15 protein-coding genes are annotated in these 12,548 nt (G+C 62.2%); 11 read left to right on the top strand and 4 right to left on the bottom strand.

Features of this window, described 5'->3' with window-relative positions:
* Window positions 1-47: 47 nt before the first annotated feature.
* The 7 genes from GSQ95_RS08605 to GSQ95_RS08575 are packed head-to-tail and all read left to right on the top strand — an operon-like array spanning window position 48 to window position 6,966.
* Window positions 48-1,112: an FAD-dependent oxidoreductase gene (locus tag GSQ95_RS08605; RefSeq protein ID WP_372240059.1), complete on the top strand. Its 1,065-nt coding sequence runs from the start codon at window positions 48-50 to the stop codon at window positions 1,110-1,112.
* Complete coding sequence (locus GSQ95_RS08600; RefSeq protein WP_256664502.1) at window positions 1,093-2,724, top strand: hypothetical protein; 1,632 nt, start codon at window positions 1,093-1,095, stop codon at window positions 2,722-2,724. Before GSQ95_RS08605 ends, GSQ95_RS08600 begins: the two co-directional genes overlap by 20 nt.
* A 5-nt stretch (window positions 2,725-2,729) precedes the next feature.
* Entirely contained in the window at window positions 2,730-3,518 is a 789-nt protein-coding gene (locus GSQ95_RS08595; protein WP_158892956.1) for a pyridine nucleotide transhydrogenase, read from the top strand.
* Window positions 3,518-4,351, top strand: a complete 834-nt coding sequence (locus GSQ95_RS08590) for a sugar phosphate isomerase/epimerase (RefSeq protein WP_158892958.1) — start codon at window positions 3,518-3,520, stop codon at window positions 4,349-4,351. Before GSQ95_RS08595 ends, GSQ95_RS08590 begins: the two co-directional genes overlap by 1 nt.
* Complete coding sequence (locus GSQ95_RS08585) at window positions 4,348-4,704, top strand: SMR family transporter (protein ID WP_158892960.1); 357 nt, start codon at window positions 4,348-4,350, stop codon at window positions 4,702-4,704. The genes GSQ95_RS08590 and GSQ95_RS08585 overlap by 4 nt, the downstream gene beginning before the upstream one ends.
* A 13-nt stretch (window positions 4,705-4,717) precedes the next feature.
* Window positions 4,718-5,566: a glycosyltransferase family 2 protein gene (locus tag GSQ95_RS08580; protein WP_158892962.1), complete on the top strand. Its 849-nt coding sequence runs from the start codon at window positions 4,718-4,720 to the stop codon at window positions 5,564-5,566.
* Window positions 5,567-5,610: 44 nt separating this feature from the next.
* Window positions 5,611-6,966: an MFS transporter gene (locus GSQ95_RS08575; RefSeq protein WP_158892964.1), complete on the top strand. Its 1,356-nt coding sequence runs from the start codon at window positions 5,611-5,613 to the stop codon at window positions 6,964-6,966.
* Between the two features lie 42 nt (window positions 6,967-7,008).
* Here GSQ95_RS08575 and GSQ95_RS08570 read toward each other — a convergent pair whose 3' ends face one another.
* The 4 genes from GSQ95_RS08570 to flgA all read right to left on the bottom strand — a co-directional run bounded on the left by GSQ95_RS08570 (window position 7,009) and on the right by flgA (window position 9,562).
* Window positions 7,009-7,743, bottom strand: coding sequence for a flagellar brake protein (locus GSQ95_RS08570; protein WP_158892966.1), 735 nt, complete (start codon window positions 7,741-7,743; stop codon window positions 7,009-7,011).
* Window positions 7,744-7,831: 88 nt separating this feature from the next.
* Complete coding sequence (locus GSQ95_RS08565) at window positions 7,832-8,302, bottom strand: flagella synthesis protein FlgN (RefSeq protein WP_158892968.1); 471 nt, start codon at window positions 8,300-8,302, stop codon at window positions 7,832-7,834.
* 54 nt (window positions 8,303-8,356) lie between these two features.
* Window positions 8,357-8,668, bottom strand: a complete 312-nt coding sequence (gene flgM, locus GSQ95_RS08560; protein ID WP_158892970.1) for a flagellar biosynthesis anti-sigma factor FlgM — start codon at window positions 8,666-8,668, stop codon at window positions 8,357-8,359.
* A gap of 165 nt (window positions 8,669-8,833) precedes the next feature.
* Window positions 8,834-9,562: a flagellar basal body P-ring formation chaperone FlgA gene (flgA, locus tag GSQ95_RS08555; RefSeq protein ID WP_158893042.1), complete on the bottom strand. Its 729-nt coding sequence runs from the start codon at window positions 9,560-9,562 to the stop codon at window positions 8,834-8,836.
* Between the two features lie 99 nt (window positions 9,563-9,661).
* On the opposite strand from flgA, the gene GSQ95_RS08550 reads away from it, so the two are divergent.
* From GSQ95_RS08550 to flgC, 4 genes are all read left to right on the top strand, one after another.
* Window positions 9,662-10,594: a chemotaxis protein CheV gene (locus GSQ95_RS08550; RefSeq protein ID WP_044340938.1), complete on the top strand. Its 933-nt coding sequence runs from the start codon at window positions 9,662-9,664 to the stop codon at window positions 10,592-10,594.
* A 42-nt stretch (window positions 10,595-10,636) separates the two neighbouring features.
* Window positions 10,637-11,464: a protein-glutamate O-methyltransferase CheR gene (gene cheR, locus GSQ95_RS08545; protein WP_158892972.1), complete on the top strand. Its 828-nt coding sequence runs from the start codon at window positions 10,637-10,639 to the stop codon at window positions 11,462-11,464.
* A gap of 221 nt (window positions 11,465-11,685) precedes the next feature.
* On the top strand, window positions 11,686-12,108 hold the full coding sequence (gene flgB, locus GSQ95_RS08540; protein WP_158892974.1) for a flagellar basal body rod protein FlgB: 423 nt from the start codon (window positions 11,686-11,688) through the stop codon (window positions 12,106-12,108).
* Window positions 12,109-12,110: 2 nt separating this feature from the next.
* Window positions 12,111-12,548, top strand: coding sequence for a flagellar basal body rod protein FlgC (gene flgC / locus GSQ95_RS08535; RefSeq protein WP_158892976.1), 438 nt, complete (start codon window positions 12,111-12,113; stop codon window positions 12,546-12,548).

Below are 12,548 nucleotides of genomic sequence, written 5' to 3'. Positions count from 1 at the left end.
CGATCATGAAAGATGCGATCGTCATAGGTGGCGGATTTTACGGGGCCATGACGGCCCTGTATCTCATGCGCGTGAGGGGCTTTGCGAAAGTCACTCTGATCGAGCGGGAAGACGGGCTGTTGAAACGTGCCTCTTACAACAATCAGGCACGTGTTCATAACGGTTATCACTATCCGCGCAGTTTCGTCACGGCCTTTCGCAGCCGGGTCAACTTGCCGCGCTTTTTGCGCGACTATCCCGATGTGGTAGTGCGGGATTTCACCAAGTTGTATGCCATTGCCCGCAACAACTCCAAGGTAACGGCCAAACAATTCGAACGTTTCTGCCAGGGGATCGAGGCCTCCCTGCAGCCGGCGTCCGAAGAATTAAGTCGATTGTTCGACGATCGATTGATCGAGGCGGTGTATCTCACGGAGGAGTATGCCTTCAACTCCGCCGTACTCGCCGCCGAAGTGAGTCGCGAGCTCGATGCCGTCGGCGCCGAGGTGCGCCTCAAGAGTCGCGTAATGGCGATCCGCGGTGAAACGGGGGGGCTGAGTGCCGAAGTCGTGGATGAAGCCGGACGGCAGGAGGAGCTGCACTGCCGCTACCTCTTCAACTGTACCTACAGCGGCCTCAACCAGTACGGCGGCGATTTCCCCGGTACGGCCACTCGATTACGCCACGAGATCACCGAGATGGCCCTGGTGGAGATGCCTCCGGAGCTGCGCAACCTCGGCGTGACGGTCATGGACGGTCCGTTCTTTTCCATGATGCCATTCCCGGCGCGCGGTCTGCATACCCTCTCCCATGTGCGTTACACCCCGCACCTGAACTGGGAAGACGCCAATGGCACCGATCCCTATGCCCTGCTCGACGACTACGACCGTGCCTCGCGAGCGGACTGGATGGTGCGCGACGTGGCCCGCTACATGTCGGCTGCGGCACGGGTGGAATACCGGGATTCGCTGTTCGAGGTGAAGACCATCCTGATGAAGAACGAAGGCGACGACGGCCGTCCCATCCTCTTCGAACAACATTCCCAGTTGCCTGGCTGCTATTCGATGCTGGGCGGCAAGATCGACAACATTTTCGATGCCCTGGAGCGCCTCGATGCCGAACCCTTCCTCTGATGCGACACCCAGGGGGGTGTCCGGCGTCGCCGGCTTCACCAGCGTTCTGGTCTTTTCCATCATCAATTTCTTTCTGTTCGGCAAGGGCGTCATCCTCGACCCCTTTCACCAGGGGGAATACTTCGCCACGCTGCCGACGCTGCTGCACAGTCAGCCGGGCGCCCATGCCTTCACCATCCATGGCGGGCTGGATTTCATCCCGGTGTGGCTGGCGGAGACCTGGTTCGGTGCCCAGCACACTTTCCTGGTGACCCAGATCCTCTATGGACTGTGTAATACCGGCGCAGCCTTGCTGCTCTGGGGAACGGCGGTGTTGCTGTGCCCCGTGCCCAAAGGCCGCGGGCGTCTGATCCTGCTGGTCGCCATGGGCGCCGTGGCGACCCAGGTGGTGGGCTATCGCGATCTCTTCCTACTGCTGTCACTGTTCCTCTTCTGCCTGCATCGCAAGGTGGAGACCACGCCGCGACGATTGGTCTGCGAGGTGCTGCTCGGCCTGGCGGCCGGCTTCAATCTGTTCTGGTCCTATGACCGCGGGATCGCCGGGGTGCTGGCCATCGGCTCGGCGGTACTGCTCACGCTGCTGCTGCATCGGCGCCATTTCCTGTCGTTGCTGACCTTCGTCGCAACGGTTGGCTGGCTTGGCTTTGGTACCGATTTCTTCGCCCTGACCGATTACGTCAAGAACCTGACCTTCCTCCTGGAAACCTCTTCCCAGTGGGGCTATGGCTTGAATGCCCGGCCGCTGGCGCTGAGCCTGCTGCTGGCAGTGCCTACGGCGCTGGCCGGTTTTGCCCTGATCCGCTGCCTGCCCTGGCCGTGGCGCTGGAGCGAGGATCTGCCGCTGATTGGCGCCCTGGCAGTGCTGCTCGCGATCTTCTTCAAGATCGGGGTCAATCGCGCGGACTTCCAGCATATCCAGATGGGCTTCTGGGTACCCCTGCTGAGCCTGCTGTATGCCGCCCGCCGACAGCGGCTGGCCCGCAACGGCGGCTGGGACATCTCGGCGCATCCGCGCGCGGCGGCTGCAGCCATCGGCGCTGCCGTACTGATGGGGCTGGTCGGACTTAATCCCTCGCCGTTCTTTGCGGTGCTGCTGGCGGGTGCGCTGCTGGCCTTCAGCCGGCGTCTGCTGGTACCCGCCCTGGCGGCGCTGCTGGTGCTGCTCGCCGCCTTCAATCTCTACAAGTCGCCGGTCGAGCGGGTGTGGGCCCAGGGACTCGCCTGGGTGCCGGCGTTGTCCGCCTTGCCGGATGACGCCGCCTTGGCCACGCCCGGGGTGCAATGGGCCTCGCGGCGCCTGCTGGAAAGCGGCGCCCACTGTGTGTTCGATCTGGCCAACAACGGAGTCATCAACGGGGTGACCGATCTGCCGGCCTGTACCAAGTACATCTATCCGGTCTATGCCACGCCGCCCTACGAGGCCGACCTGCTCAGCGATCTGCAGCAGGCCGATCCGCCGGCGGTGGTGTATTCGACGACCTTCTGGTCCTTCAAGCTGAACAACATTTCCATGCACGACAAGTTTCCACGACTCAAGGCCTACCTGGACGAGCGTTATCCCGTCGAGGAATGCCAACCGGACTATTGCCTGAGATTCAAGACCAAGGGGTGAGCTACATGAAGACCGACGCATTGATAGGGTACAGCGGCTTCGTGGGGTCGACGCTGCTCAAGCAGAAGGCCTTCGGCGCGCTGTTTCGCTCCACCAATATCGACCAGATCGGCGATCAGCCCTATGGCCAGGTCATCTGCGCCGGAGCGCCGGCGCAGAAGTGGATCGCCAATCGCGATCCCGCGGCCGATCGCGAGAAGATCGATGGCCTGATCGGCCACCTGTCACGCATCCAGTGCGATTCCTTCGTGCTGATCAGCACCGTGGATGTCTTCAAGCAGCCGCTTGCCGTCGATGAGACCACCGCGGTGGACGCAGAGGGGCTGCACGCCTATGGCGCCAATCGCTATCGACTGGAGCAGTTCGTTCGTGAGCATTTCGCCAATGCCCTGATCATCCGCCTGCCGGGCCTGGTCGGGCCCGGGCTGCGCAAGAACGTGATCTACGACCTGCTCAACGACAACAACCTGCATGCCGTGGAAAGCCGCGGTGTCTTCCAGTTCTATCCGATGGTCAATCTCGGCTATGACATCCAGACCGCCCAGGCTGCCGGGCTGGACCTGGTGCACCTGACCGCCGAGCCGATCAGCGTGGCGGACATCGCCAGCCAGGGTTTCGGACGCGACTTCGGCAACACCCTGGAGGGTACGCCAGCGCGCTACGATTTCCGCAGCGTGCATGCCGAGGTCTTCGGCGGCCGTGACGGCTACCAGTACAGCGCGCGCGACACCCTGCTCGCGGTCCGCGCCTACGCCCAGTCGGAACCCCCGGTCATCAAGGCGGAGGGTCAGTGATGCGCATCGCCATCTCCAATATCGCCTGGGATCCGACCGATGACGCCATGGTCGCCGAGATCCTGCAGCAATACCGGGTGGATGCCATCGACATCGCCCCCGGCAAGTATTTCGCCGATCCCAAGGCGGCTACCGCCCAGGAAATCCAGGTCGTGCGTCAGCAGTGGCAGGCCCGCGGCATCGAGATCACCGGCATGCAGGCGTTGCTGTTCGGCACCACCGGTCTCAATGTCTTCGGTACCGAGGACGTGCAGCACGCGCTGCTGGCACAGCTGGAGGGCGTCTGCCGGGTCGCCGAGGGGCTGGGCGCGACGCGCCTGGTGTTCGGCTCGCCGCGCAATCGCGATCGTTCGGGGCTGAGTGACGACCAGGCCCTGGCGCAGGCACGGGACTTCTTCCGCCGCCTGGGTGATGTGGCTGCGGCGCACCGGGTGCAGATCTGCCTGGAGCCGAATCCGCCTCGCTATGGCGCCAACTTCATGATCGACAGCGATTCCACCGCCGCCGTGGTAAGGGCTGTGGAACATCCGGCAATCCGTATGCAACTCGATACCGGCGCCCTGACCATCAATGAGGAGGACGCCGCCCGCGTCCTCGAAGAGCATGCCGAACTGATCGGTCACGTCCATGCCAGCGAACCGGATCTGATGACCCTGGGGGAGGGCGGTACCAACCACGAGGGCATCGCCTTCGCCCTGACCCGGCGGCTGCCGGAGCAGGTGGTCAGCATCGAGATGCTGCCAGCCAAGCAGGGCTCCAACCTGGCCGCGCTGGAGCGTGGCGTCCAGGTCGCAGTCAAGGCCTATCGCGACCTGCCGGAGGCTGCCGCATGAAGTGGCTGATCCTGATCCTAGGCATTGCCTCCAACGCCTCGGCGAGCGTGCTGGTGAAGCTGGCCATGCTGCCCCCGCGGCGCTTTCCCAGCCTGAGCGATCCCCTGGCCGCGCTGGCCAACTGGCCATTCTGGCTGGGACTGTTCATGTATGGCCTGGCCTTTCTGCTGTACGCCGCCGCCCTTGCCAAGCTGCCGCTGAACGTGGCGCATCCGGTGCTGACGGCCGGGGCCATCGCCAGCGTCGCCTTGTTGTCGGTGGTGATCTTTCGCGAAGCCTTTCCCTGGACCACGGCGGCAGGCATCGTCCTGATCATCGCCGGCGTCGCCCTCATCACGGCCCGTGTCGGTTGAACCTGGAGGACCTATGACTACTGCAATTCCCGCCACCGAGCGCGCCCTCTGGCAGGTGCCCAGCTATTCGACGACCTTCTGGAACGGTCGCAGCCGTCCGCATTGCGTGGTGATTCCGGTCATCAACGAAGGCGAGCGGATTCTCAACCTCTTGCGGCGCATGGCAGCGGCAAGGATCGCCGACATCGCCGATGTCATCATCGTCGACGGTGGCAGTACCGACGGCTCGCTGGAGCCGCAGCGGCTGCAGGAGCTGGGCGTGCGCGGGCTGCTGGTCAAGACCGCGCCGGGCAAGCTCAGCGCCCAGTTGCGCTGCGCCTATGCCTTCGTGCTCGACGAGGGTTACACCGGCATCGTGACCATCGACGGCAACGACAAGGACGATCCGGATGCCATCCCGCGCTTCATCGACGCCATCGAGCAGGGCTACGACTTCGTCCAGGCCTCGCGCTTCCTGGCCGGCGGCGTGGCGGAAAACACCCCCAAGTCCCGCGACTTCGCCATTCGCTTCATCCATGCGCCCATGCTGAGCCTGGCCTCGGGTTTCCACTGGACCGACACCACCCAGGGTTTCCGCGCCTACAGCCGGGCCATGCTGCTGGATCCGCGCGTGGCACCGTTCCGCGACGAGTTCACCACCTACGAGTTGCTGGCCTATCTTTCCTACCGGGTGCCGAAATTGGGCTATCGCTGCGTGGAACTCCCCACCGTGCGGCGCTATCCGAAGGGCGAGGTACCCACCAAGATCAGCAGCGTCAGAGGTAATCTGTCGGTGCTGCAGGTACTGATGAAGGCCTGTGCAGGTCATTACAACCCACGCCTGGGCGAGGACGCCCAACTGGCGGCGCAACGACGAAGCTGAGTCCGTCGCGCTTGCCGGGTGTGCAAGAGACGATGGAGTAGGCAATGGTGCGTGTGCTGTCGGCGTTTCGCGGGCTCTATTTCGCGACGCTGTTGATGTTGATCGGGACCGGTCTGCTGAGTACCTACCTCGGTCTGCGCCTGGCCGCCGATCAGGTGCAGGGACTCTGGGTCGGCGCCCTGACCGCCGCCTATTACGCGGGCCTTGTGATAGGCGGCAAGTTGGGGCATCGACTGATCGCCAAGGTCGGCCATATCCGTGCCTATGTGACCTGCGCCGGCGTGGTCGGCGCAGCGGTGCTGGGGATCGGCCTGCTGCCCTGGCTGCCGATGTGGCTGGCACTCAGGGTGCTAATCGGCATGGGCATGATGTGCCAGTACATGGTGCTGGAGAGCTGGCTAAACGAGCAGGCCGGCTCAGGCGAGCGTGGCAAGGTCTTTTCCGGCTACATGACCGCCTCCTACCTCGGCCTGGCGCTGGGGCAGGTGGTGCTGGTGCTCTCGCCCGATCTCGGCGTCGACAAGCTGATGCTGGTCGCCATCTGCTATGCCCTGTGCCTGGTGCCGGTGGCGGTCACCGGCAAGATCCACCCAGCACCGCTCAAGCCGGCGCCGCTGGAACCCACGTTCTTTATCCAGCGGATTCCGCAGTCGTTGACCACGACCCTAGTCGCGGGGCTGGTGATCGGCTCCTTCTATGGCCTGGCGCCCCTCTATGCCAGCGCCCAGGGCCTGCCAACCGAGCGTATCGGCCTGTTCATGGCCTGCTGCATCTTCGCCGGCCTGATCGCCCAGTGGCCGATCGGCTGGCTCTCGGATCGGCATGATCGCAGCTGGCTGATCCGGGTGGTCGCCATCGCCCTGACGCTGGCAGCCCTGCCACTGGCCGTGCTGCCCCACGTGCCGCCGGTGGTGCTGCTGCCGCTCGGCCTCATCGCCAGCCTGCTGCAATTCGTGCTCTATCCCCTGGCGGTGGCGCTGTCCAATGACCATATCGAAGGGGAGCGGCGGGTCTCCCTGAGCGCCATGCTCCTGGTGACCTTTGGCATCGGTGCCTGTATCGGTCCGCTGGTGGTGGGTGCCCTGATGAATCTGGTCGGGCCCAACATGCTCTATGCCTTTGTCGTGCTCTGCGGTGCCATCCTGATCTGGCGCATCCGCCCAGATGCGGTCACGGGCAAGCACCTGGTCGACGAGGCGCCGCTGAGCCACGTGCAGATGCCCGAAGGGTCGACCAGTTCGCCGCTGGCAGCTGCCCTGGATCCACGGGTCGATAGCCAGGTGGTGCATGACCAGATGCACACTGAGCCGGTCGTAGAGGAGGAGCCTGTCGAGGAGGAAGCACCGCTGCAGGAGGAGATCGAGTTCCTGCAGAACCCGCCTGAATCCAAGGCGCCCTGAGCGGTGGAGGAGGGCGTCCAGCGGTCGTGGACGCCTGGTCGGTCACTCGAACCGGCGGTTTTCCCGCTGCAACTGGTAGATGAAGCGCTCGATCTGGCGCTGGGCTGCGCCGGTCAGGCTGTTGAAACAGACGCCGACGTCGCTGTATTCCATACGCTCCGGACAGGCCACGTGGCGAATGGTCACCGGGGTGTTGATCGTCCCGATGGGCAGCTCGGCGCTGAAGCCCTGGACCTGCTGCCCCGGTTGCAGCAGATGAGTGACGTTGCCAGGGAAACGCAGCTTGCAGCCCGTGGCCGACAGGTCGATCAACTGGCCTCGCAGCTGGATCGGGCTGTTGCCCTGGCTCAGCTCCGCCGTCGCCGGCTGGGTCAGCAGCAACTTGACCCGATAGGCATTGCGCCGCTGGTGATAGGTGAGCTCGGTGGGCAGGCCGATCCAGTAGCAGCGATTGCCGTCCAGCTCGCTGAACTCGACCGGACGATCGATCTGCCAGGTGACCTTGATGCCTTCGTGGAAGCTGTCCACCCGGAACGACTGGCCCTGTTCGAGCAGGCGTTCGGCTTCACGTGGAATGAATTCGTCCAGCGCGATCAAGCCCTTGGCCTCGTCGATCTCGACGACGAAGCTCTGGAATTGCTGCCCCTGACGATTGAAGGTGATCCGCAGCGGAATATGCTGCTGTTGCGCCGGCCGCAGGCAGGCCAGGATCTCGCCCTTGGAGCGATAGACCTGGGGTGGCTGAGCGGCATGATCGCTAGCGGAAGAGCCTTGCACCTGGAAACTCCTGTAAACAGCGGTCAGCAAGGATACTGGCTTAACGCCATCTGTACAGTGAAAAACGCTGGCATGAGAATGCCCGTGATCAAGCCGAGCTCAGCGGACGCTGATAGCCGCTGCGGGTTTGGCTGCCGCGACTGTTGTAGAGCGTGGGCGCCGAGCTGCTGCCTTGCAGGAGGTTAAGCACCCGCGAAGTGCCTATCTGGCTGGCGTGGATGATCTGGCCATTACGGACATTGCGCTGCTTGCAGGCCTCGATCAACTCGCTCAGGCGCGCGGAAGCCGCCAGTAGCGCCTGACCTTCGTCCTGGCCGGCGGCGTACTGCTGCAAGCCGGCGAGATCATTGCTCAAGCTGGCCGAGCGAAGCAGAGCAGAGCGATGCTGGGCATGCTGATCGAGCTGTTTGAGCAGGATCTGCTTGCCACCGAGCAGACTTTCCAGCGCGACGAGGTCGCGTTGTGCGAGGGCTTGAAACTCCTCTTCGAGGAGCGCCAGCAACTGGTCGGCAAGCTCGACGTCGTTAAGGGTAATGGCGAGGAGCGGCGTGACGGGCATGGCTCGGGATCTCTTGGTTAATGTTTCTCACCAGGTCCGCCCGACGCCATAGCCTCAGGACTCGAAGGCGAGCAGCTTATCGGCGACCTTTTGGTTATCGACTTTGTAGGAGCCATCGGCGATAGCCTGCTTAAGGCGACTGACCTTGTCACTGTCGACCACCGGCAGATCCTTCAGCCCGGCGGTCAAGGAATTCAGCTGCTGAGCCGCGGGACTCAGGTTCACCGATTCGCCTAACTTCTGGCTGGTGGCTGTGGAGGTCACATCCTTGCTTTCCAGGCTTACACCGTTCTTCGGGGCCGAGGTGCTACGGGTGCTGATGCCCGACGTCGATGTTGAGTTCAGGCGATTGATGTCTATAGCCATTCGTGAAATTCCTCGGGATGTATCGCTCACATGTCCGGTTTATCGGCCCGCTGGGCGGAAACTTTAGCCGTAGACCTGTGCAGCGGTTCACATCTTTGGATTAGGGTCTTTTCTAGTCGATCGAAGCGCTTGGATGACTAGAAGTTACTCCTTTATCACGTCGAGCTAAAGAGCAACCTCGACTTGACCCTGATCGACCACGCGCCCCCGTATCACCCGGTTGGAGCTCAGATTACGGATGCGGATCTCCTCGTCCTTGGCACCGTCGGCGAGAGCCTCGCCCTGCATGCGAATGCTGAAAGACGAGGTGCGGGCATTGATTACAACCTGTTCGCCTTTGTGAACAAGTTCGGCCTGCTCGAGATAGGCCGGTGCCAGGGGCTGATCGCTCATCACTTGGCGCTTGAGCTTAGCACCAAGCACCGTCTCTAGGCTGGTCAGGTAGCCCTGGCTTAGGTTACCAACGTCACGCTCCACTAGCGCCACGTTGCTGTTGTCCAGTAGGGCTCCGCGCATCAGGGGCTGGAGGGCGACAACTATCGGTCGATATAGCTTGACCTGGGCGGGCACGAATACGGTCCACTGACTGGAGCCCTCGCAGCGAACCTTGATGCTGATACGACCGACGGGAGTAGGTTCGCCCTGCTGGGTAAGCGTCAGAGGTTTGTCGCACTCTGCCAAACGCAAGCGCGGGTCGATCGCCTTAACCTGGGTTTCATGGCGGGCGTTGAGGCTGGTATCCAGTAAATATTCCTGTACCCGTTCCTCAAGAAAACTTTCGACAGCGCCGATAAGTTCGTCAGGTGAAGTGTAGGCGTCTTCCGCAAAGGCCCTGCTTTGCAGACAGCAGAGTAGGGTCAGGAGGCCAAGGGTCAGTCTTCGAGCTAGAGTCATGGTCGGAAACACGTCGCTGCGATCTTTGTGATAAACCCATAAGCAAACCCCGTGCCGCGTTGTGAAAACCCGCTCGCGGGCATTTAAAGGAGTCATCTAATGGCTGGTGTATTGGACGCAGTCAACCAACGTACCCAACTGGTGGGCCAAAACCGTCTGGAACTGCTCCTGTTCCGCCTGGACGGCTCGCAGCTCTACGGCATCAACGTTTTCAAGGTGAAGGAGGTGCTGCAGTGCCCCAAACTCACCGTGATGCCCAAATCGAGTCCGGTGGTACGGGGCGTGGCCAGCATTCGTGGCGGCACCTTTCCCATCATCGACCTGGCCATGGCCACCGGTCGTCGTGGGCTGGAAGACATCAACAACTGCTTCGTGATCATCACTGAGTACAACACCAAGGTGCAGGGCTTCCTGGTGCGCTCGGTGGAGCGAATCGTCAACATGAACTGGGAAGGCATCAACCCGCCGCCCAAGGGTACCGGTCGGGATCACTACTTGACCGCCGTCACCCGGGTCGACAACCAGCTTGTCGAGATCATCGACGTGGAAAAGATCCTCTCCGAAGTCGCGCCCTCGGTCGAGACCGTGTCGGCCGGCGTCATCAGCGAAGTGGTACAGGCCAAGGCCGTCACCAAGCGCGTTCTGATCGTCGACGACTCCTCGGTGGCCCGAAAGCAGGTGAGCCGCTGCCTGGAAACCGTCGGGGTAGAGGTCATCTCCCTCAACGACGGTCGCCAGGCCTTGAATTTCCTCCAGGCGATGGTGGCTGAAGGCAAGCGTCCGGAAGAGGAATTGCTGATGATCATTTCCGACATCGAGATGCCGGAAATGGATGGCTACACCCTGACGGCGGAAATCCGTCATGATTCGCGGATGCAGAAAGTGCATATACTGCTGCATACCTCCTTGTCCGGCGTCTTCAACCAGGCGATGGTCAAGAAGGTCGGTGCGGACGACTTCCTGGCCAAGTTCCGTCCCGATGATCTTGCCTCCCGGGTAGCCGAGCGCATCAATGCGGTCGACAGTCACTAGGTGAAGGCATCTCTATCCCGGTATCCAGAAGGCGGAGCGGCAGTGTCAGCAGTCAACGCGGATTTTGTGCTTTTTCGTGATTTCCTCGAGAAATCCAGCGGGATCCTGCTCGGTGACAACAAGCAGTACCTGGTCTCCAGTCGGCTCAACAAGTTGATGGAGACCGAGGGGATCAAGACGTTGTCAGAGTTGGTACAGCGCATCCAGATGCAGCCCCGTGGCGGTCTGCGGGAAAAGGTCATCGATGCGATGACGACCAATGAAACCCTCTGGTTTCGCGACACCTATCCCTTCGAGGTGCTGAAGAACCGTCTCTTGCCGGAGTTGACCAAGAGCACCTTCGGCCAGCGTCTGCGGGTCTGGTCGGCGGCCTGCTCCTCGGGTCAGGAACCCTATTCGCTGTCCATGACCATGGACGAATTCGAGCGCAGCGCGGCAGGGCAGGGGCGTGGCGGCATGCAGATCGTCGCGACCGACCTCTCCGGCGCCATTCTCACCGCGGCCAAGTCCGGCGAGTACGATTCGCTGGCGATTGGCCGGGGACTGTCTCCGGAGCGCCTGCAGCGCTACTTCGACGTGCAGCAGCCGGGGCGCTGGGCGGTCAAGCCAGCGATTCGCAGCCGTATCGAATTCCGCGCGCTGAATCTGCTGGATAGCTACGCCAGTCTGGGCAAATTCGACATGGTGTTCTGCCGCAACGTGCTGATCTACTTCTCCGCCGAGGTGAAGAAGGACATCCTCACGCGCATCCACGGCACCCTCAAGCCGGGCGGCTATCTGTTCCTGGGTGCCTCCGAAGCCCTCAATGGCCTGCCGGATCTCTACCAGATGGTGCAGTGCAATCCGGGCATCATCTACAAGGCCAAATAGGCCGGTGTATTGACATCCAAGGGCAGACCCAGGTCTGCCCTTTCTTTTGCGCCAAAGTTTTGCCGCAGCCGATCCCGTGGCCGGCAAAGGCGGCGGAAAAACCTTGCCGCTTGCCGGCGTTCTGACTGCCGCGTGGCGCTAACCCCTTGATTTAGATGGGTACTGGAGACTGGCATGGGCCTTGCTAAACCGCTTGCAAGCCACGTCAAAGGTCTCTCGACATGAGCATCAGTTTCGACAAAGCACTCGGGTTGCACGAGCAGGCGCTGAACTTCCGTTCGCAGCGCGCCGAGGTATTGGGCAACAACATCGCCAATGCCGACACCCCGGGCTACAAGGCGCGGGATCTGGATTTCAGCGCCGTGATGGCGGAGCAGGCGGCCAAGAGCGCGCCGGGTGCTGCCGGCCACTATCAGCTGGAAACCACCAACAGCCGGCATATCGCTGCCGAAGGCTTCGATATGGGCATAGGCGACGCGGCCTTGAAGTATCGCATCCCCACACAGCCCTCGGTGGACCAGAACACCGTGGATGCGCAGGTCGAGCAGGCCAACTACGCCGAAAACGCAATGAATTTCCAGGCCAGCTTCACCCTGCTGAATAGCAAGTTCAAGGGGCTGATGTCAGCCATCAAGGGGGAATAACCATGTCCTTGAGTTCGTTGTTCAACATCGCCGGTAGCGCGATGAGCGCCCAGAACGTCCGCCTCAACACCGTGGCCAGCAACATGGCCAACGCCGAGTCGGTTGCTTCCAGCGTCGACCAGACCTACAAGGCTCGCCATCCCGTATTCGCTGCCCAGCTCAGCGAGGCCCAGGGCGGTTCCTCGCTGTTCGATGAGCAGGGCCAGGCCGGGGTCGGGGTGGAAGTGAAGGGCATCGTCGAGGACCAGAGCGAGGTGCAGAAGCGCTACGAACCCCATCATCCCATGGCGGACAAGGACGGCTACGTCTATTACCCGAACGTGAACGTGGTGGAGGAAATGGCCGACATGATCTCGGCCAGTCGGGCCTTCCAGACCAACGCGGAAATGATGAATACCGCCAAACAGATGATGCAGAAGGTACTGACCCTGGGTCAGTGA

Source organism: Pseudomonas sp. BAV 4579, from assembly GCF_009765395.1.
Taxonomy (GTDB): Bacteria; Pseudomonadota; Gammaproteobacteria; order Pseudomonadales; family Pseudomonadaceae; genus Chryseomonas; species Chryseomonas aestiva.
Note: the sequence above shows the minus strand (reverse complement) of the source record. Positions and strands in the feature narration are given on the sequence as shown.

Excerpts from the sequence above, each read along its gene's own strand:
- GSQ95_RS08605 (WP_372240059.1), top strand. The coding sequence starts at position 48 with ATGACGGCCCTGTATCTCATGCGCGTGAGGGGCTTTGCGAAAGTCACT.
- GSQ95_RS08600 (WP_256664502.1), top strand. The coding sequence starts at position 1,093 with ATGCCGAACCCTTCCTCTGATGCGACACCCAGGGGGGTGTCCGGCGTC.
- GSQ95_RS08595 (WP_158892956.1), top strand. The coding sequence starts at position 2,730 with ATGAAGACCGACGCATTGATAGGGTACAGCGGCTTCGTGGGGTCGACG.
- GSQ95_RS08590 (WP_158892958.1), top strand. The coding sequence starts at position 3,518 with ATGCGCATCGCCATCTCCAATATCGCCTGGGATCCGACCGATGACGCC.
- GSQ95_RS08585 (WP_158892960.1), top strand. The coding sequence starts at position 4,348 with ATGAAGTGGCTGATCCTGATCCTAGGCATTGCCTCCAACGCCTCGGCG.
- GSQ95_RS08580 (WP_158892962.1), top strand. The coding sequence starts at position 4,718 with ATGACTACTGCAATTCCCGCCACCGAGCGCGCCCTCTGGCAGGTGCCC.
- GSQ95_RS08575 (WP_158892964.1), top strand. The coding sequence starts at position 5,611 with ATGGTGCGTGTGCTGTCGGCGTTTCGCGGGCTCTATTTCGCGACGCTG.
- GSQ95_RS08565 (WP_158892968.1), bottom strand. The coding sequence starts at position 8,302 with ATGCCCGTCACGCCGCTCCTCGCCATTACCCTTAACGACGTCGAGCTT.
- flgM (WP_158892970.1), bottom strand. The coding sequence starts at position 8,668 with ATGGCTATAGACATCAATCGCCTGAACTCAACATCGACGTCGGGCATC.
- flgA (WP_158893042.1), bottom strand. The coding sequence starts at position 9,562 with ATGACTCTAGCTCGAAGACTGACCCTTGGCCTCCTGACCCTACTCTGC.
- GSQ95_RS08550 (WP_044340938.1), top strand. The coding sequence starts at position 9,662 with ATGGCTGGTGTATTGGACGCAGTCAACCAACGTACCCAACTGGTGGGC.
- flgB (WP_158892974.1), top strand. The coding sequence starts at position 11,686 with ATGAGCATCAGTTTCGACAAAGCACTCGGGTTGCACGAGCAGGCGCTG.
- flgC (WP_158892976.1), top strand. The coding sequence starts at position 12,111 with ATGTCCTTGAGTTCGTTGTTCAACATCGCCGGTAGCGCGATGAGCGCC.